Genomic DNA, 17455 nt, shown 5'->3' with positions numbered 1-17455 from the left:
GGCCGGCAAGAAAGGTCACTGGTCTCTGCGGGAACGACCGCTCCAGTTGAGCATCCAAAGCCAGAGGCCGAACAGAGTCCCGACAGGTAGTGCGATCACCACCAGTTGGCTGATCACGAACTGCCGCACCTCAGCATCCACGGTTGCACTGTTGGCAGGTCATGCAGGCCCAATTCGCTGTTCGTTCGCCATCATGGAATGCATTGCTGGGCAACGATGACGAATCCGGGCTGGATTGTGCTCGCGTGGGTGGTGGTGGCGCTCGCTTCTGCCTTCAAGTTTTGGTCGATTACGCGCCCTTATCGAGACAAAACGACAATGCCCAGTGCGCAAACGGTTGATGAGGCCCGTCAGCACTTGGAACGTCGTTGGCGAAACGACAGCAAAGTGTGACGCTTATTTCTCGGCGATCACCCAGGCTGTTGCAGCCCTCTGGCGGATGTAGAGATCAGCAAGTTCCCGTGCCAGAGCTTTCAACGTATCGAGATCGTCCGTGTCGTCGATGGACCGTTTGATCGATTCAGCTTCGAATTGCTGAGGCAGGCTCAGATTCACAACTCATAAGCGAGTCGGCCAACTGTAACGAAGCGTTATTTCAGGTGTGGGCTGGCTGCTGCGCGTGAACGAGCGATCTCTTCTTGCCAAGCCAAAAGAAGATCTTTGCTGATCTTCTGCAGCTGTTTGACATCGGTGATTGCACTGATATCGCGACTGCGCTGTTCGATATCGAACTGTTGGCCAAGTGTCAGAGCGATGGGCTCCATGGTGACTTCGACAGGCTCGACTCAAGGTATTGGCTTGATTCTCTGATGTCGTAACAACGGGTACGTTTTGTCTACGATGTGAGCTGTCGCATACTTGGTTTTGACGAAAAATATTGCGTCTCGTTATTTATAGATTGATTTTGATCAAGCGCTGATCGTTAAATGTTGACATCCCAAACGATCTCAATCTGTACTTCCTAGATTTAACGGAAGATGCTTGTAAAACTTTGGACGGTTCCGGACAAAACCTCGAGCGCCGTTATCGCCTGGAGATTTGGAGGGAAACGGTTTATTGGATGCAAACGCGATGCAGCGACCTCGAAGATCTGGATCGTGAGCGCGATGCCGCCTCGATTTACACGGAGTTCCGTTTAAGAGGCGTGGCCTGATTCGAAATCAGTTTTGGGATTCAGCAACGGGGAGGGAAACGGCCACCAACAGAGCGATTCCGATTTCGGTGGCGGCAATCAGTAGTTCAGTAGCGATACCCATGCTCAGTTGCGATTTTCACCGATGGGTGGCATGTCGCTAGGTCGCATCAGGGCAAACACCACAGCAGCCGTCATGACGATGCCAATGCCCAGCGTGGCAATGATTGCAGTTGTGTAATCGCCCATCCCATCAGCCCGAACATGCTCACGTTACACGAATGTAACGCTCTGTAAAGCGCTTCTCAGTTTGAGTTCCCTGGCTGGGGGGGATTCGTGAAATCCGGCTGACTCAGCAGCTCCTTGCCGCGACGGTGGATTTCCTGGGCGTAGTCGGTCCAGGCACCTTGCCCCCAGTACCGAAAACAACTGGTTTCCAGCAGCAGCACATGCAGTAACGACTCCTGATATTCCTTGGTGCTGGTTGTTGTGGGGTCTGCGGCGACTGATGGATCGAACAGCGCATGGAACTGAGCACTGAGCTGATTCATCGGGCCCAGCACATTGGTGTAGCCCTCGACCCAGCTCAGGTTGTTGGTCCAGGACGCACCCTCCATGCTGAAGCTGGAATCGTCAGCACTCAGTCTGCTGATGGCCTCCTCAACGCCTTCTGTAGAGGCGTTGAGGCCAATTTGATTCCAAAGGCGGTGTTGCTGTACCGCCTGGATGGTGGGGAACTGATCGGGATTCACTCCGATGCGCTCTAGGGCTTCGATGTATTCACTGCCGTTGATGGCCACGGTGCCGTTGGGGTTGTCACGGATGTGGCGGTTGGCCTGCCGGAAGGCTTCAGGGAATTCATTCATCATCACCCCACCGTTTTCTCCATCGGCAATTTGGCTCACCAGTGATGGCACCTCGACGTCATCCAAGCGTTGCCGTTCGCAACCCAATGCCTCGTAATAAGGCTGCATCTGGCCTACAAGTTTGGTGTCAGATCCCTGGGTTTTGATCAGCGCAGTGATGCTGATCTCCTCGCCTTGGCTGTTCCTGGCAAGAAGCCGATTCGGCACAAAGCATTGGCTGCGCCGCAGTTGACTGCCGTCCATGCATTCAACGCTGTGCTCTTGAACCAGGAGCCACTGATACCCCGCTTCTTTGAGGGCTTTGACGAATTCGAACAGGGTGTCGGGATGGTTGGGTAGCGCCATCTCCGGTGGAGAGAAACCCTTGACCCGTTCCAGTGCAGCGCTGCCAAAACAGGCCACGAACTGTTGTTGCCAGGCGCTGATTTGCAGTTTCAGGTCTGGGATGGGTGTGGATGGAGCTACGGCATGGCTCCAGAAAGTTCCAAGCCACTCCACGTGCCTCTGCATCAAAGGATCACAGGCGAGGTAGTGGAGTGCATCGCCAATGTCGTGACGCCCCATCTGCTCGATCCCCCAGAGCAGATTGCCCGAGTAGTCGAGCATGATTCTTGGGCTGCAGCCCTCGTTGATCAGTTCAGGCAGCAGTTCAGCAAGACGCCGGTAGCAGTGGGCGAATGGTTCTGCGTTGTGGTTATCACCCTCATTGGGGTGATCCAGCATGTGTTGAAGATGGGAGATCAAGTTGTTGTTCACTCCCGCCGGCACCGTCGGTTGGTGCATGTGGAGAGCGCAGGCAAAGCCGGAACGCACTTGTTCAAGCTCGATCCCGCTGTTCGACCAGACCTGCCGTGGTTTGAGCATCACAGCGGCGACGTCCGCTTCTCGTCCGCTGATCGGTGGACAGCCTGTCATTGCACTCCGCTCGTTATGACCAGCCGGCGCGCGGTGTTTGGCGCAGCAAGCCTTCCCAATGATCACGCCAAGTGTGCTGATCGCCAATGCCGGCCAACAGTTCAACCTCAGCAGGTGCCTGACTCAAACAATTCCTCCAGCGGGTGATGTCTTCGGCTTGATCAAGCCAAGTGCTCAGCACGTCGTGGCGAATTGCCTCGCCATCCCATTGGTTCTGGTCGGCCATGTTTTGCGACCAGTGCATCAATTCATCCAGGCTGAGTGGCCTGAAGCCTTGGATTGCCAGGCCGGTAATCTGCTCGAGTTCATAGCGACGCAGAACGTCTCCGAGGCCAAAAAAGTGAAGAATGATCATTGAGCTGATCACTTTTGTGTGCAATTTATGAGCCTTTCTCTGTTCGAATTGTTCAGGTTGATGGTCTTTGCTTTTGGAAATATTTCAATTTGATCAACAGCTAGGTCTTGGCACTCATAGCTTGAGAGTGCCAAGCTTCTGCCAGCATTCTTGAGCCGATGCCTCTGATCAATGTGCGCACGTCGCTGCCAGCGTTGAAGGATGGATCAGCGTTATTGCAGGCCCTTTCGTCCGAGTTGGCCAACCAGACGGGCAAGCCGGAGGCCTACGTGATGACGCTCCTGGAGACAGGCGTGCCGATGACCTTCGCCGGCAGCCTCGAGCCCTGTGCCTATGTGGAGGTGAAGTCGATCGGTGCCCTGCGTCCGCCTGCGATGACAGCTGCGTTCTGTGAGCTGATTCAGGCACGCACCGGAATTCCTGCCAACCGGGTGTACATCGGTTTTGAGGATGTGCAGGCGAGCTGTTGGGGGTGGAACGGCACCACCTTTGGGTAACAACAGCTGCCAACAGCACGTAACAAGCCAAGTCACGCCCTCGATCATCTTGCTTAGCGTTTTCCCAGCACGGATGATTTCTGTGAGTGAATCCTTCGGTGGTCTGCCCAACAAGGAGTTGGGTTCTGGTGTGTCGCAGTGGTGGCGTGAGCGGGTCCAGCACCTGATTGATTGCGGTCGTGCTGAAGATGCCCGCTGCCTTTACCTGGAGTTCGGGGAAGACAGTGCAGGAACTCTGAATTTCTAAAAACGCCCAATAAAAAAGGAGGGTTCCCTAGGCCCTCCCGGAGTCGACGCATTACCCCTCACCGGGGTGCGCCAATTGTTACGTGCTGAACACTCAAGTGCTGTAAGTGTTGATACTTATTCCTGGCCTCAGCAATCAACTTAGGGATTGTTCCTGGCGCCGCAGGATTTCATAGGCCTGCCAAAGACCTTCAACGTCAGAGCACACCGCATGGCGACTGCAGACGCGGTAGCGGCCCTGGCCGATGGCATCAATGGTTGTGCCCTTGGACGTGGCGCAGATGCGACTGATGCTCTCCATGGGTATCGCTCAGTGGATCAAGGATCTACAGCCGCAAGGGGGCGGCTTGCACATTTGATTTGCAGTTCTAAATCTCTTTGGTGGGAGAAAAGATCCATGGCTAAAGGTTCACCGCCACAAAAAAACCGGGGCTGGCCCGGTTTTTGTTCAGATTTGCACCGGCGTTTCAAACGCTCAGGCTTTAGAAGGCTTGGTGGTGAGTGCAGCAGACATGGCGGAAGCCAGGAGCACGCATCCGGCGACGGCGAGGAAACCCATGGATCAAGGGGGAGGGAATTACAAAGGCATCATTCCCACAGCTGGCGTCAGCTTTTGTTGCTGTTGGCACGGAATTCGGAAGAGCCTTGCTTTTGGCCGTTCTCGGTCGTTTTCAGAGGCATCTCCTGGCGGTCGAGACATGATGAACACAGCAATTTCCCCTTGTTGCGCCAGTAAGCCGCCATCGAGCGTTCGATGCGCATGGAGCATCCCTCACAGCGAAATAACGGCATCGGCGGCTTCGCGAGGATGCTCTTCTAACGCAACGGTGCGGCTGAACAGGTGTTCTCTGTGACGATGGGTGCGCTTCTTCGCTCGCCCAAGCCTTGTGATGCAGGCCTTGCGTTTTTTGCTGCTCACCCTGATGGCGCCTGTGGCTTCTGCCTCAACGGCCTTTCAGCCCTTGGATCGGGTGGAGAGTTGGTTGATCGAGCGACGTTTGGACGAAAACCAGGATCCGATCTGCCGTGCGTCTGTGCCAGGACCTGGCACCTGGTTCTCGGCACGGGTTCATCTGGATGCGGATGATGTGATGGTGGTGCCTGCCGGGCTGCAGCGGCCGGACGAGACGAGGCTGGAAGCTGTGCGTGATGCGCTCCGTCGCTGTCGCGCCAGTCTTCTTTATCTGTAGTGGATAAAGCTTTGTGGCTTGGCCCGCTGCTGATCTGAAATCGGGCTATGAAATCAGGGTCGGCAGTTGCAAAATCGTCGACTCCTCACACCACCCGAGCCTCCGCAAATCGCGGGGGCTTTTTTTTGATTGATCCCGAACAGCACCTTTTGATTTTGTGCTCAGCAAATGGTTTGCGGTTGTGATGTTTTTAACTGCTTTATCTCTGATGTATTGCATCGAGAGGCTTGATACGGGAGGTCAGTGGATCCAGGAGATCTGCTTCAAAACGGAGTTCAAAGCCTTTGTGAACGCCCGCACCAAATCACGCGCCACTTTGAAGACCTATCGCGTGGTGCATGCCACCTGGAATCAGGTGGTCACCGTTGTGCAGGGGGCAGCTGAATCCCATTGATCAGCCTTGCTTCGGCCTTCTCGGGCCGTTGCGATCCCGAAGACTTCAAGGCACTTCCTGGGATGCGGAAAGTTCTGAGCCATAACCAGTGGCCCAGGCGTCTTGGACATGATCCTCACGCGGTATCTCAGCAGTGAAGGTTGGGTGGAGGAGTGTTCCCATGCCAATGCTTTTGATGCCTACATCGATGCACGGCGGTGCTGCGTGCTCCGAGGCTGTCCTTACCTTCTGGTGGATTCAGAGACCGGCAGCACGGTTTCGGTGCTCACGGTGAAGCAGTGTTTGCACCAGTACGGCATCGATGGAGATTTTTTGGCGTGATTCATTCGGTGGTGTGACGCAAGAGCCGGCAGGATGGCGGTTGCTGAAACCTCCCAATGGCGACGTTTCTGGTGACCGGCGCAAACCGTGGGATCGGCTTGGAATACTGCCGCCAGCTCAAGGCCCGAGGCGATGATGTGGTGGCGGTTTGCCGGCAAGCCAGTGATGAACTGGAGGGCCTGGGGGTGAGGGTGGAATCCGGCCTTGAGTTGAGCGATAGCCAAGCCATTGATGACTTGGAGCAGCGTCTGGATGGCTTGCCCCTCGATGGCGTCATCCTCAATGCCGGGATTTTGCAGTCGATGGGCCTAATGGATTTGGATCCCGATGGCATTCGTCGACAGTTTGAGGTGAATGCCCTTGCTCCTTTGCTGCTGGCCAGGGCTTTGGTGGATCAGATGCCCAGCGGAGCCAAGTTGGTGCTGATGACTAGCCGCATGGGGTCCATCGACGACAACAGCTCGGGAGGCTCCTATGGCTATCGGATGTCGAAGGTGGCCCTCAACATGGCTGGAAAATCGTTGGCGATTGATCTGGAACCGCGGGGCATCGCTGTGGCGATTTTGCATCCCGGATTGGTGCGCACCCGCATGATTCGTTTCAATCCCAGCGGGATTCCGCCCGAGCAGTCGGTGAAGGGGCTGTTGGCCCGGATTGATGGCTTGACGCTGGCCACCAGCGGCAGCTTCTGGCATGCCAATGGTGAGTTGTTGCCGTGGTGAGACGGGAGACATGCTTTGGGATTTGATCCGCGTCATTGGTCAGGCGGACGCCCTGAACAACGGGTCACCAGCAATGTTGAGGCGTTGCTGGCGGAGAACGACGCCTTACGCCGCGAGCTGTCGCGGCTTAACCGTGAGTTGGAGCGACTGCAACGTCAGCAACGCCAACGCATTCGTACGGAACCCAGATCCCATCGCCCTTGGAGCGAGCCATCGGCGCAAGCTCAACCGCGCATCAGCAGCCAACAGGTGCGGGTATGGGGGCAGGCCCTCGCCCAGCAGTCAGGATGGACGGCACTGCGTCAGAGCGGGTTGGAGGTCTTGGTTGATCAGCTCAACCGCAGTAGTTTCCCTGCCCACTTAACTCTTGATCAGCGACTGGACCGACTGGTTCCTGGCCTGGGAACAGATCTCATTGCAGCGGTGGGAGCCAAACCAAACAAGCAAACAACGGCAGTTTTGGCGGCGTTTGCGTTGTTTGGAGTTCGCGCCAGTGAATGGCTGGATGAGGATCCACGGCGGGTGGTGGAGCAGCTGCGTCAGCGCCAGGACCGATCAGGTTCCAGAAGGCAGGGTCGCCGCACCCGAACGGATCAACGTCAAACGGATCGTCAGGACGATGGCGATGCCCGTGATCCACGCCGTGCAGCTTTAAGGGTGTTGGGCTTGGACGCCAATGCGTCTCTGGCGGAGATCAAGCAGGCGCATCGAAAACTGGTGAAGCAGCATCATCCCGATCTCGGTGGTTCGGCGGAAGCTTTTCGACGCGTCAATGAGGCCTACCAGTCGTTGGTTCAATAACGCGTTGGTTCGATAGCGCAGCCCTGATCGTTTTGATGGGTGTTGTCCGATGATTTGAGGCAGTAATCAGGTCGCGTTGATGCCGGTCGAAGTTGGGGTGGTGCTGATTGGTGCTGGATTTGCCGTGGGTGTGTCCCTCGCCGTCGCGGTTTGGTTTGAACGTTGGAAGGCAAAGCAGCCAGATCCTGAAGGCGAATGAGCCATAAAAAAAAGCCCCGCCGAGGCGGGGCTTGAAAGAGGTTGTGCTGTTGTCAGCGGGATACTTTCTGACCGCGATAAACAAGAACAGGACGCTGGGCGTTGGATGCGGCAGCGTTGTTCTGGTTGTACTTCTGGCCGCGATAGGTCAGGGTCATGATGAGTTCCTCGAAGCAAGCTCAGGTCCCCGTTCCATGGCCTGAATCGAACTGCGCCTCGCCGAAGACGAGGTGAACGTGAATGCGTAGCAGTTGCTACAGATCCTTTATAGGAGTGCTGCAAGCCCACGTGTCGTTCGTGCTGTTACAGAACAAGAATTTTGTTCGGCTCAGGCCTTCAAAGGCTTCAAGCACGTTTGGGAGGTGTATGCACCGGACGCGGCTTGAGTTCTGGTGTTTTTTGAGTCATTACGGCTGAAGGAGAATTGAACCGATTCTGTCGCCGCTTGACTGGTGGAAATGATGGATCGGCTACCGATCTCGAGGCTCAAGCTCTGAACCTTCTGGCCCGGACTCAAAGCTTCCATTAATTCGTTGTTCTGCTGAACAGTTCGTCTGCGATTGGGTGATCTTTGATGCTTACTCAGTGTGAAGCTAATGGCGCCCATAGACGCCATCCGTACGGTGAGTGCAGATCAGTTTTGGCGGTCATGAACAGCGCTCAGAGCAAGGATGATTGGGTGAAGGCTCAGCAGCACAAGTTCCATAAACCTATTGATGTGGACACCTTGATGTGGGTGCGCAATCGCTTGATGCGTTTGGAAGTGGAGGCCCGTTGGGCCGACCGCATTTGTGTGTTTGAAGAGTTCTTCCCGAATGACGCGATCATTCCGCGCATTTAAACCTCCGCCATGTTTTTGACTGTCTTTGGCCAGAAGGGTGGTGTGGCAAAAACCTGCACCAGCATTCATTTGGCTTGTGTCTGGGCCCAGCAGGGTCTGTCGGTGTGTGTTGTTGATGCGGACCGCAATCGCTCAGCAACCGCTTATGCCGCCCGGGGGATGCTTCCGTTTGAGGTGGTGCCGGTGGAGGCTGCAGCGAAAGCCACCCGCCACGCCCAGGTGATCATCACCGACGGGCAGGCCAGCAGCCACGAGGATGAACTCAAAAATCTTTCGGCGGGAGCAGATCTTGTTTTGCTGCCAACCACGCCGCAGGCGAGATCAGTGGAGCTCACCGTTGAACTCTCTTCAATCCTCAGACAGATGGACACCATGCATGCCGCGTTGTTGGTGAAGGTGGACAGCCGAAAACAACGGGTTGCGCAGGAAGCACGCCAGATTTTGGAGGGTTTTGATGTGGATGTGATGCAGGCGGAAATCCCCTTGTTAGCGGCGTTTGAAAAAGCTGAGGTGGAGGGTGTATGCGTATCGAATGCTGTGGATGATCGTGGTCGTGCCGATCTGCGGCGCATGGGGGGCTGGGCGGCCTATCGCCAGGCAGCTGTTCAGATCCGTGATCGCTTGACGGCAGCAATGCCTGACGCGATTAGTGCTTGATCAAGAAACACCTCACTTCCGGCGTCGGTCGCCAATCAGACAGATCTTCTGCGCTTCATCCGTAATCCTGGTTACAGCTGATTGAAGGTTGATGGGACGCAGTTCTTGGTTGAAAAATCCCACCCGTTGTTCAGCAGCATCCACCTGGCAGCCCCAATCTCAATCTGCTCTTTCTGGCCAGGTCACGGCGAAGCCCTCCACCGCGGCTGTTCTGCTCAAGAAGCCAAGCGTCTCCAATAAAGCCGCATGATCGAAGCGGTTGTGATGCTTGCCATCGGTTTGTCGATGGCCGGCATGGTTCTTGGCAATCTGAACAACGACCAGTCCGTTTAAGTTCAAAAGCGGTTGCTGCTTTGGATGATGCCCTTGCTTGCCTTCATGCTCGGGCAGCTTGAGATCAGCAATCTCACAGCGGCCTTCCTCGTCCTGGTTGCGGTTGTCTTTGTGGGCAGCTTCGCTGTGGTGTCGTTGCAGACCGGTGAGCTGATCAAACCACCCAAAAATGACTGACACGTTTGAGTTGAATGGTCGGCAGATCGTTCTGAAAGCATCCAGTGACCGTGTCGTCGCTGAACGGGTGATGCGTCACATTCAACGGCGCATTGATGAAGACGACTGGCGGCCTTACCGCTCCCAAACTGATGCCTTGCGGGCATGGGCCCGTCTCGGTGGCATTCGGGTCCAAGTGCTTGAGGCTCTGAACTTGCTCTGATTGAGCACTAGAGCTTCATGATGCATTGATCATTCACGGAACTTTCAAAGGGTGATGCCTGAGCAACCCAAGGCCATGAACGCTGAGGCCTCCCATGTGGTGGTGATCGGCGCTGGCTGGGCCGGCTGGGGTGCAGCCAAAGCTCTCTGTGAAGCAGGCGTTTGCGTCACCCTGATCGATGGGATGTCGGATCCCACGGGGAGGACGGCGATGCGCACCGCCACTGGCAAACCCTTTGAAGCCGGCACCCGGGGCTTTTGGAGGGATTACCCCAACATCAATGCGCTGACAGATGAGCTTGGGCTCACTGATGTGTTCACTGAATTCACCACCAGCGCCTTCTGGTCCCCCGCCGGTCTGGAGGCCACTGCGCCGGTGTTCGGTGATGGGCTGCAGCTCCCCAGCCCCCTGGGGCAGGCCATGGCGACGATCAAGAATTTCAAGCGCCTGCCTGTTGCCGATCGCTTCAGCATTGCCGGCCTACTGGTGGCCATGCTTGATCTGAATCGAAACGAGGCGACATTCCGGCGTTACGACGCCATCGATGCGTTGACCCTGTTCCGCCAACTGGGAATCAGTGAGCGGATGATCGACGAGTTTTTGCGTCCGATTCTTCTGGTGGGGCTGTTCAAGCCACCGGAGGAATTATCGGCAGCCGTCACCATGGAACTGCTCTACTACTACGCCCTGGCGCATCAAGACTCCTTTGATGTGCGGTGGATGCGTTCCGGCAGCATCGCCGAGCAGTTGATCGCTCCCCTGGCTGAACGCTTGCTGGACTCTGGCCTGCTCACTGTCTTGGCAGGAACGTTGGCTACGCGCCTCAATCTTGATCACTCCAGTGAAGCGACCCAGTCGGTGGAGGTCCGCTCCCAAGCAACTGGACGCTCCAGCGTTATCGATGACGTTGATGCGGTTGTGCTGGCGGTAGGTGCCAAGGGCATGAATTCCCTGATGGCACAGTCGCCGGGCTGCAGGGATGTGCTGCCGGAGCTGGTGGCCGCTGGCAGCTTGGGCGCGATCGATGTGGTGTCGGTGCGGTTGTGGATGGATCGCTACGTAGCGGTCGCCGACCCCGCCAATGTCTTCTCGCGCTTTGGCGCCTTGCAGGGTGCTGGCGCCACTTTTTTCATGCTGGACCAGCTGCAGAACGCGGATCAAGATGCACTCTGGGGTGGTGGTGAGCCCCAGGGCTCCGTGGTGGCCAGCGACTTCTACAACGCCACGGCGATCGCAGCGCTGAGTGATCAAGAGATTGTCGAAACCCTGCTGGATGAGCTGTTGCCCGAGGCGGTGCCGGGCTTTCGGTTCGCCCAGGTGCTGGAGTTTGAAGTGCGGCGTTACCCGGGCTCTGTGTCGTTGTTCTCCCCCGGGAGTTTCAACCAACGGCCGCCGCTGAAAACAGCACTTCCGTCGGTGGTCTGCGCTGGCGATTGGGTGCGGATGGGCGAACGCGAGCATGGTGCCAAGGGGCTGTGCCAGGAACGGGCCTACGTCTGCGGTCTTGAGGCGGCCAATGCCCTGCTACGCAGTGGGCTGGTGAGGGGGGCGAATGCATCGCCCCGTCATGAGCATCCGGTGCGTCCGATCCGTCCCGAAGAGCCCCAGGTGCTTTTGGGCCGGGCCCTCAACAAGCTCGTGATGGATCCCTTGGAGGCTTTGGGACTCCGTTGGCCTTGGTTGGCCTGAGCTCAGAAATTAAGGTGGCCTGAGAGCCAGAGTTCCTGCCAAGACCCCGCGGCTGAGGCATTCAGCGCCATCAAGATCGTCACGCTGATGCCGCCCAGGGTTAGCCCCACCCCCATCATGATGAGGGCGGTCAGTCCTTCCGCTTCGGTGAGCGGTTGCTTTTCGAGAAAGCGACGCTTGGCCATGGCTGCTGATCCGATGCACCCGTTCTGCATCGGCCCAAGGGCACTTGGCAACTGGCCGTATCACTCATTCATGCAGAGCTGCGGGGGATGCCTCAGCGTTGCTTAGGTTGCTGGCCTGCGCTTGACGCTGCCCCGATGGGTTTCATCATGCAGCCATGACTGGTTTGATCTGTGGCATGACCGCCCTGTGGCTCCACGCCTGGTGGTGTTGCAGAACAACCAATTCGCCTGCAGTCAAACGCAGCTGGCCCTACCCACGGTCGTGGAAAAACAGCGCCGATTTGTATGAAAGGCCCTGTCGCCGCCACCGTCATCTCAGAGCGCGCACGCAACTCAGTGCACGCAGCCTCCGAATCGCTGGCAGCGCTCCAGCCTTAGTAGCGCAAGCTACAGAAAACGCGTAAGTTGGTCCGTCTGGATTTTTTCGTTGAACGGCAGCCAATCGGTCGAGGCCAAGAGTGAGAAGCGCCGTCAGCAGCTGATGGGACTTTCGTTTGTGTCTGCGGCGCTTGGCGTTCTGGCGTTGTTGGCGATCCGTCTCGGCACCTGTTGCTCCTGGTTCGGTTCGCACTGACCTTTTCGGTTTTGCAGCTAGTGGTCAATGGTGTCAGCTGCCCGGACAAGGCTGTATCAGCCACCAGATGTGGTGTCCAAAGCCCTTGATTGTGGATGTAGGGCCGATATGTTTCGCTTGTTCCCCATCACCTGGCTTCAGCCCGTGCGGCTGGAGCTTTTTTATTGCCTCATCGCAAGATGTTGTATCCATGCAAACCATATTCCGATTGTCTTAAGTGACATCGCTTGGTTGCAACGGCCACATCGATACCGCGTTCCTTAAGTTGTATCACCTCGTCCTCCCTTGATGTCTCCTTCCGAATTGTCGAGCATCAAATGGGAGCAAGATGGGGAAATGTCTGCGCAAGACACCTGGAATCTGGTGAAAAGGCTCACCAAGGTGGAAGAACAAGACAAGGCATCGAGCTTGTTGCATTTGTCGTCGAAACACAGCCACTCCAAGCGACCCAATCGTCGCTGAACTGGCCTTTTACCCCCATTGCAGGAATGGAGATGGTCTGAACACTCCCTCCATTGAGGGACAGTTTTGCGTTGATGGTGTTGGTGATTTGGCTTGCTTCGATCTCATGGCGTTTGTCGAAGAGGTGGTGAGATAGCAGTTTCAGTACGCTTGTTGTCTGCCAGGGATCGTCATTGCCTTGGTGCTCTTTTGCGTCGGGGGTGGTGCCTCTAAATGTTGGTTCTCCCCCTTGATTTATCGCCCCAGAGTGATTGGTCCAGGTTCTGCATCAACCCATCCTTTGCTGGTTCGGGATGAAACCAACGGTCTCAAGTTCATGGTGAGTGGCTTCCCTTCAGCAATGTCAACGCGCATGCCGCTGTAGGCATCTCCTTCAGCGCAGCCATTCCAGTTGCGTCCGATGAAGAGATTGTTGCTGGCGATCACGCTGCTGTTTCCTGCGTTGTCCTCTTCGATCAGCTCAGCCCCCTCACGCCGTTGCATGCGGAGCCCATAGCCGCTTCCTCCGCAGATCACCCAGTTGATCTCGCGATCAGCATGTCCGGTTTCATGGGTGCGCAGCACCTCCAAACAGTGGGCATGGCCACTGAGTACAAGATCCACAAGTGGCGAACTGAGGCTGTCCCCAAGAGATGACGCAACCTCGTCGAAGACATCCCTTAGGTGGTTGCGAACCGCCTGTGTATCGGCCTGATTCCATTTGGTTTTTTCTGTGACATAAGCGGGGTGATGCATCGTCAAGATGCGTCCGCGTGCATCGGGATCACGATGGGATGCGATCAGCCCTTCCTTGAGCCAGGTCAGTTGCTCGTGATCAACGGACGCACTGGGCCTGAAATGGCGTTGAAGATCGAAGCATTCCTCCTGCAGCGTTTCAAGTTCATCGAGGAGCGCATCGCGCTTCTCTTCACTGAGATTGCTGTTCGCCCAATCTCTGTAGAGAGTGGCCTGTTGTTGTTCAAGACTGCGAAGCTCTTGCCGACGCTTAACGCTATTTGTTGACGGGTTGGATGTTGTCAACAGTGTGTTCGAATCGATTGCAAACACGTCAACACCGGCATGCCGGAAGCGGTAGTAGCGGTTGGGTAGTCGAGTGTTGATCCCGGGTTGGTAGCGCAGGCATCGCTTCCCGTTCCACGAAACGTCGTAGTGCTTATCCAGGTGATCGCCGAGATGGGCTAAGGGGATGTCAGCGAGAACATCAAGGAAGGCGCGGGCATAGGTTTCACCCTGCCGTGAGCCGCGCCAACCAGCGTCGATGTCGTGCATCCATTGCAGATGCCGTCGCAATGGCAGGGTGAGACCTGCGAGCAATGCCACGGGAATTGAGAGGTCGTAGTAGTCGTGATTTCCCGGAACCGGAAGGAAGGGTTGATTGAAGACCAGTCCCTCGTGGCTGATGGTTTGCCATTTCTCACTGTGCTGGAGCCATTCCCTGTAGGGCTTCAGAAAGTTGTCGCGGTACTGATCAGCAGCCCCAACCAGATACACCACGTCTCCGGTGTGAAGCAGAAAGGCAGCGTCTGTTTTGTGGGGCAGAAGACGTTCGGCAATGCGACGGGGTGGGCTGTGGTGCCGATGACGACCCGTGCCACTGTCGCCAAGCACGAGGAAGTGAAAGGCATCGTGCGCAGCGGGGTTGCCATTGGCGTTGTTAATCACGAGTCGGGTTTGATCGATCCCGCGACGCATCAGTTCCGGATGCTGCCAGCGCACGCGCTTGCGCATCTGGCTGATCTTGCGTTGAAGGGAAGGATCGCTGGCGAAATTCAAAATTTCAGTGGGATGGGTGCCACCACTTGCAAGGCTTGAGGGTTCACGCTCACCGTGACCGTTTGTGCATCAAGCACTTCGCCATCAATCACCAGTTTCTGAACGTCATTCAACTTGATTTGAATCTGCTTGGTTCGAAAACAGGCAATGTTGCTGTGGTTGGCATTGCTGCTTTTAATGGCCGACCAGGCGAGGCTGGATAGCACCGAAAAACCACCAATGCGGTCTTTGGGGGTGGCCACAATCACTTCAAGAAGCCCATCATCGGGAATCACTTCCCCGAACCCCTGGGCCATCACGGAGGTGGCTGGTGCAGCATTGGCCACGGTGATGGCGCTCGTATCCAGCTGGTATTCGTTGCCATCGATTTGCATGGTGGCTTGGAATGGTTGTTGGTCCACCAGCTGCCTGGCACCAGAAAAGATGTAGGCCATGGGGCCAAGGATGTTTTTCAGTTCACGGCTGGCTTTATCCACCATCCCCGCTTCAAAGCCAAGGCCAGCGAGAAGGATCATGGGTCGGTCGTTGCAAACGGCGACATCGACACGTCGCAGATTGCCCAGAAGCAAATTGGTGCAGGCGGCCTTCACTCCTGTGGGGATACCCAGGGCAACGGAAAATGCGTTGGCTGTGCCGCGGGGAATAATGCCTAGTGGAATATCACTGCCCTGCAGGGCACTGGCAACAGCTCCAACGGTTCCGTCCCCTCCCGAGGCAATGATGATCGACTCGCCCTCTCCTTCTTTCTCGAATGCTTTGATCTCCTTGATCAATTCTTTGGCTTGGTCTGCAGGATCAAGGTCAGGCTGGGTTTTCCAAACCTGCAGCATGAACTGCGGTTCGAGATAGCTACGAATCTCTGCGAGTTCTACCTCAGGATCCCCTTGTCCGGCGATTGGATTGAAAATCAGATAACCCCGCCGACTCCGTTTCACGCCCTGCAACAGGGCGGATGCCGTGGCTGGATTCAGTGCGATCGGTAAGTCGCAGAGCAGGGCCGCTCGTACCAGTGGTTCGGCGAGCACATCCCTGCTCATTTGTTCAGGTGGAGCAGGGAAATGGATCAGGCCACTGATCTCTCCTTCGAGGACCTTGGCGGCCATGCTGATATCCCCACCGTCACGAATGGCACGACAGGGAATGATCGAAAGCCCACCTAATTCATGGCGCAGGGTGAGCTCCTCGATCACGTCTTCGGCGATGAGAAGAGAAAAACCCGAGAGCAGCTGGGTGTTATTGGTGATCCAGGTCCCCATGGCGGGGCAAACATCTGGATCGGCATTCAAGACAATGTTGGAGGGCATGGCTCAACCTTGGAGATGTTGTCTCTCTGTGTTGTTGTTGGTTGTCTCTTCGTGGTTGGTTAGGGCTGTAATGCCGCTTGCTCCCGCTTGCAGCTGATCGAGTTCGCACTGTTGTTGGCGGCTTGCTGCGCCTTCACTTCTTTGCGTGCTGCCCGCAGATCAGCACGGAACACGGGGTTGGCATGCAGTTGTGCCACCGTTGCTGCGCCAATGAGCTGCCCCGCTTGAACGTCGCTGTGCCAATGAACGTTGCAGATGTTTCGGCTCCTTCCGTAATCCATTCCCCGTTGGAGGATTTGATCCTGTTGGTTGGGGGCAATCTCACTGAGGATCAGAGCCCAGGCCCAGCCCACAGAGGTGTGACCGGATGGGTAGGAGCCGTCGGTTCGCAGAGCATTCTCATCATCAGGGGTGCAGATCGACTCCCCATTGCTCATGAACGGCCTTGATCGCTGGTAGTGGTTCTTGGCTTTGTAAGACGCCAATCCCGCATCGGTGAGTGATCGACGCAGGAGCGTGTAAAGCCTCGGTGTGCGTTCTTCTGAAATTTCGATGCCCAAACTGCAGGAAAAGATCGATGCGGCGGCAGGAAAGTTCAGATCGGCATCCGTTGCTGCTTGGCTCCAGCGTGCAGTGCCTTCATGTGAAAAATTGGCCTTGGCGATCTCTTCATCGAGTGCCTGTGCTGCTGATCCAGGTACCGGTGGAGGAGCAAGCAGTTTGAGGGAGTCGGGAAGCGTTTTCGGATCGAGGTAGCCCTGCAGGAGCCCGTGTTTCAACTCCTTCAGATCACTTGGTGATCCGACGTTGGATTCGCAGTAGGTGGGTTGTCCTGCTTCTGCCGGGAGACCTGTGATGCCTCCTAGTCCGAAAAGCGCCAACACCAAAAGACCCAGTTCAATCCGACGCATTAGGAGGCACCAGCCTGGCATCTTCAGAAATAGCTATTTCGTTTCATGAGAGCCATATAAACGACTGGATGCCGTTCGAATCGGCTCATCTCACCTCTTTTTGATGGTCATCGAGCTTTTTTCTGAGACGTTGGATAGTGAACCTGGGTGATTTCCCCATTTGAGGGAGGGCCAAGCCCGGAAAGTTCACCCATTTGGTGGATGGGGATGGATCCGTTGGTGCCAATCAGTTGGTTGAAACGGCTACAGGAGTTCTATGATTTCGCGCTCTCTCGATAAGGACCCACAGCGGCCTTGACCAACAAACTCATCGTCGGCAGTGAGGAGTGGTGCTCCCTGCCAGGGCTTGGATTGCCGGCGATTAAGGCACGCGTCGATTCCGGCGCGGCGACGTCGTCGTTGCATGCCTTCAACATTGTCCCCTTCCAGAGGGATGGTGAGCTGTGGATCAGTTTTGAGGTGCATCCGCTCCAGAACGACCGCAGTGTGGTGGTGCGCCATGAGGCGCCGGTGCTGGAGCAACGCGGCGTGCGCAACACCAGTGGCATCTCGGAAACCCGCTATGTGATTCGGGAAGAGTTGGTGCTCGGCGAGAAGCGTTGGCCGATTGAACTTACCCTCACCAACAGGGATGCGATGGGCTACCGGATGTTGCTCGGTCGCGAGGCAATGGTGGGGCGCGTGCTTGTGGATCCTGAGGGGAGCCATCA

The 17455-nt window shown here is 56.3% G+C and carries 27 protein-coding genes and 1 pseudogene; 15 read left to right on the top strand and 13 right to left on the bottom strand.

Annotation, left to right across the window (positions count from 1 at the left end; genetic code table 11):
• Positions 1-15: 15 nt before the first annotated feature.
• From Q3Y53_RS05455 to Q3Y53_RS05445, 3 genes are all read right to left on the bottom strand, one after another.
• The gene (locus tag Q3Y53_RS05455; protein ID WP_255613767.1) at positions 16-141 is read right to left on the bottom strand and encodes a hypothetical protein; all 126 of its coding nucleotides are present in this window, start codon (positions 139-141) and stop codon (positions 16-18) included.
• A gap of 255 nt (positions 142-396) precedes the next feature.
• Entirely contained in the window at positions 397-555 is a 159-nt protein-coding gene (locus Q3Y53_RS05450) for a hypothetical protein (RefSeq protein ID WP_226425373.1), read from the bottom strand.
• Between the two features lie 35 nt (positions 556-590).
• Positions 591-764, bottom strand: coding sequence for a hypothetical protein (locus Q3Y53_RS05445; protein WP_226425372.1), 174 nt, complete (start codon positions 762-764; stop codon positions 591-593).
• 227 nt (positions 765-991) lie between these two features.
• Here Q3Y53_RS05445 and Q3Y53_RS05440 point away from each other — a divergent pair, with 227 nt between their 5' ends.
• A complete protein-coding gene (locus Q3Y53_RS05440) occupies positions 992-1153 on the top strand; it encodes a hypothetical protein (RefSeq protein WP_303533738.1) in 162 nt (53 codons plus the stop codon).
• Positions 1154-1258: 105 nt separating this feature from the next.
• Here the strand turns inward: Q3Y53_RS05440 and Q3Y53_RS05435 are convergent, their stop codons facing one another.
• From Q3Y53_RS05435 to Q3Y53_RS05425, 3 genes are read right to left on the bottom strand one after another with little or no spacing between them, the layout of a single operon-like run.
• Positions 1259-1381 (bottom strand): hypothetical protein, encoded by a 123-nt coding sequence (locus tag Q3Y53_RS05435; RefSeq protein WP_255613766.1) that lies wholly within the window; start codon positions 1379-1381, stop codon positions 1259-1261.
• Between the two features lie 56 nt (positions 1382-1437).
• On the bottom strand, positions 1438-2913 hold the full coding sequence (locus Q3Y53_RS05430) for a glycosyl hydrolase family 57 (RefSeq protein ID WP_303533736.1): 1476 nt from the start codon (positions 2911-2913) through the stop codon (positions 1438-1440).
• 13 nt (positions 2914-2926) lie between these two features.
• Positions 2927-3268: a hypothetical protein gene (locus Q3Y53_RS05425; protein WP_303533734.1), complete on the bottom strand. Its 342-nt coding sequence runs from the start codon at positions 3266-3268 to the stop codon at positions 2927-2929.
• Between the two features lie 158 nt (positions 3269-3426).
• Here Q3Y53_RS05425 and Q3Y53_RS05420 point away from each other — a divergent pair, with 158 nt between their 5' ends.
• Complete coding sequence (locus tag Q3Y53_RS05420) at positions 3427-3765, top strand: phenylpyruvate tautomerase MIF-related protein (protein ID WP_303533732.1); 339 nt, start codon at positions 3427-3429, stop codon at positions 3763-3765.
• Between the two features lie 82 nt (positions 3766-3847).
• Entirely contained in the window at positions 3848-4012 is a 165-nt protein-coding gene (locus tag Q3Y53_RS05415; protein ID WP_226425367.1) for a hypothetical protein, read from the top strand.
• Positions 4013-4147: 135 nt separating this feature from the next.
• Here Q3Y53_RS05415 and Q3Y53_RS05410 read toward each other — a convergent pair whose 3' ends face one another.
• A complete protein-coding gene (locus Q3Y53_RS05410) occupies positions 4148-4312 on the bottom strand; it encodes a hypothetical protein (protein ID WP_226425366.1) in 165 nt (54 codons plus the stop codon).
• Positions 4313-4617: 305 nt separating this feature from the next.
• Entirely contained in the window at positions 4618-4773 is a 156-nt protein-coding gene (locus Q3Y53_RS05405; protein WP_226425365.1) for a hypothetical protein, read from the bottom strand.
• 128 nt (positions 4774-4901) lie between these two features.
• Between Q3Y53_RS05405 and Q3Y53_RS05400 the strand changes: the two genes are divergently transcribed.
• The 5 genes from Q3Y53_RS05400 to Q3Y53_RS05380 all read left to right on the top strand — a co-directional run bounded on the left by Q3Y53_RS05400 (position 4902) and on the right by Q3Y53_RS05380 (position 7439).
• Entirely contained in the window at positions 4902-5201 is a 300-nt protein-coding gene (locus tag Q3Y53_RS05400) for a hypothetical protein (RefSeq protein ID WP_303533728.1), read from the top strand.
• Positions 5202-5385: 184 nt separating this feature from the next.
• On the top strand, positions 5386-5595 hold the full coding sequence (locus tag Q3Y53_RS05395) for a hypothetical protein (protein ID WP_303533726.1): 210 nt from the start codon (positions 5386-5388) through the stop codon (positions 5593-5595).
• 108 nt (positions 5596-5703) lie between these two features.
• Positions 5704-5916: a hypothetical protein gene (locus Q3Y53_RS05390; protein WP_226425363.1), complete on the top strand. Its 213-nt coding sequence runs from the start codon at positions 5704-5706 to the stop codon at positions 5914-5916.
• A gap of 56 nt (positions 5917-5972) precedes the next feature.
• Positions 5973-6638 (top strand): SDR family oxidoreductase, encoded by a 666-nt coding sequence (locus tag Q3Y53_RS05385; RefSeq protein WP_303533724.1) that lies wholly within the window; start codon positions 5973-5975, stop codon positions 6636-6638.
• Between the two features lie 15 nt (positions 6639-6653).
• Positions 6654-7439 (top strand): J domain-containing protein, encoded by a 786-nt coding sequence (locus Q3Y53_RS05380; protein WP_303533722.1) that lies wholly within the window; start codon positions 6654-6656, stop codon positions 7437-7439.
• Positions 7440-7690: 251 nt separating this feature from the next.
• On the opposite strand, the gene Q3Y53_RS13115 is transcribed toward Q3Y53_RS05380, so the two are convergent.
• A complete protein-coding gene (locus Q3Y53_RS13115) occupies positions 7691-7795 on the bottom strand; it encodes a DUF4278 domain-containing protein (protein WP_226425360.1) in 105 nt (34 codons plus the stop codon).
• A 491-nt stretch (positions 7796-8286) separates the two neighbouring features.
• Between Q3Y53_RS13115 and Q3Y53_RS05375 the strand changes: the two genes are divergently transcribed.
• The 5 genes from Q3Y53_RS05375 to Q3Y53_RS05355 all read left to right on the top strand — a co-directional run bounded on the left by Q3Y53_RS05375 (position 8287) and on the right by Q3Y53_RS05355 (position 11536).
• Positions 8287-8478, top strand: coding sequence for a hypothetical protein (locus tag Q3Y53_RS05375; protein WP_226400170.1), 192 nt, complete (start codon positions 8287-8289; stop codon positions 8476-8478).
• Positions 8479-8487: 9 nt separating this feature from the next.
• Complete coding sequence (locus tag Q3Y53_RS05370) at positions 8488-9135, top strand: ParA family protein (protein ID WP_226425359.1); 648 nt, start codon at positions 8488-8490, stop codon at positions 9133-9135.
• Between the two features lie 357 nt (positions 9136-9492).
• Positions 9493-9645, top strand: a complete 153-nt coding sequence (locus Q3Y53_RS05365) for a hypothetical protein (RefSeq protein ID WP_303533719.1) — start codon at positions 9493-9495, stop codon at positions 9643-9645.
• Positions 9638-9847, top strand: coding sequence for a hypothetical protein (locus Q3Y53_RS05360; protein ID WP_226425357.1), 210 nt, complete (start codon positions 9638-9640; stop codon positions 9845-9847). The genes Q3Y53_RS05365 and Q3Y53_RS05360 overlap by 8 nt, the downstream gene beginning before the upstream one ends.
• A gap of 54 nt (positions 9848-9901) precedes the next feature.
• Positions 9902-11536 carry an FAD-dependent oxidoreductase gene (locus tag Q3Y53_RS05355; RefSeq protein ID WP_303533714.1) on the top strand — a complete coding sequence of 545 codons (1635 nt, stop codon included), beginning with the start codon at positions 9902-9904 and terminating at the stop codon, positions 11534-11536.
• A gap of 2 nt (positions 11537-11538) precedes the next feature.
• On the opposite strand, the gene Q3Y53_RS05350 is transcribed toward Q3Y53_RS05355, so the two are convergent.
• A complete protein-coding gene (locus Q3Y53_RS05350) occupies positions 11539-11721 on the bottom strand; it encodes a hypothetical protein (RefSeq protein WP_303533711.1) in 183 nt (60 codons plus the stop codon).
• 862 nt (positions 11722-12583) lie between these two features.
• Between Q3Y53_RS05350 and Q3Y53_RS05345 the strand changes: the two genes are divergently transcribed.
• A complete protein-coding gene (locus Q3Y53_RS05345; protein ID WP_303533708.1) occupies positions 12584-12757 on the top strand; it encodes a hypothetical protein in 174 nt (57 codons plus the stop codon).
• A 234-nt stretch (positions 12758-12991) separates the two neighbouring features.
• Here Q3Y53_RS05345 and Q3Y53_RS05340 read toward each other — a convergent pair whose 3' ends face one another.
• The 3 genes from Q3Y53_RS05340 to Q3Y53_RS05330 are packed head-to-tail and all read right to left on the bottom strand — an operon-like array spanning position 12992 to position 16745.
• On the bottom strand, positions 12992-14530 hold the full coding sequence (locus Q3Y53_RS05340) for a metallophosphoesterase (RefSeq protein ID WP_303533705.1): 1539 nt from the start codon (positions 14528-14530) through the stop codon (positions 12992-12994).
• Positions 14527-15834, bottom strand: coding sequence for a YegS/Rv2252/BmrU family lipid kinase (locus tag Q3Y53_RS05335; protein ID WP_226425351.1), 1308 nt, complete (start codon positions 15832-15834; stop codon positions 14527-14529). Before Q3Y53_RS05335 ends, Q3Y53_RS05340 begins: the two co-directional genes overlap by 4 nt.
• A gap of 59 nt (positions 15835-15893) precedes the next feature.
• Entirely contained in the window at positions 15894-16745 is an 852-nt protein-coding gene (locus tag Q3Y53_RS05330; RefSeq protein WP_226425350.1) for a phosphatase PAP2 family protein, read from the bottom strand.
• A 294-nt stretch (positions 16746-17039) separates the two neighbouring features.
• On the opposite strand from Q3Y53_RS05330, the pseudogene Q3Y53_RS13110 reads away from it, so the two are divergent.
• Positions 17040-17432: pseudogene (locus Q3Y53_RS13110) on the top strand (ATP-dependent zinc protease); the annotation flags it as partial.
• Between the last annotated feature and the right edge of the window lie 23 nt (positions 17433-17455).

It is taken from the genome of Synechococcus sp. YX-04-1 (assembly GCF_030546365.1).
In the GTDB taxonomy this organism is placed as follows: Bacteria; Cyanobacteriota; Cyanobacteriia; order PCC-6307; family Cyanobiaceae; genus Parasynechococcus.
This window is presented reverse-complemented; position numbering and strand designations above follow the sequence as displayed.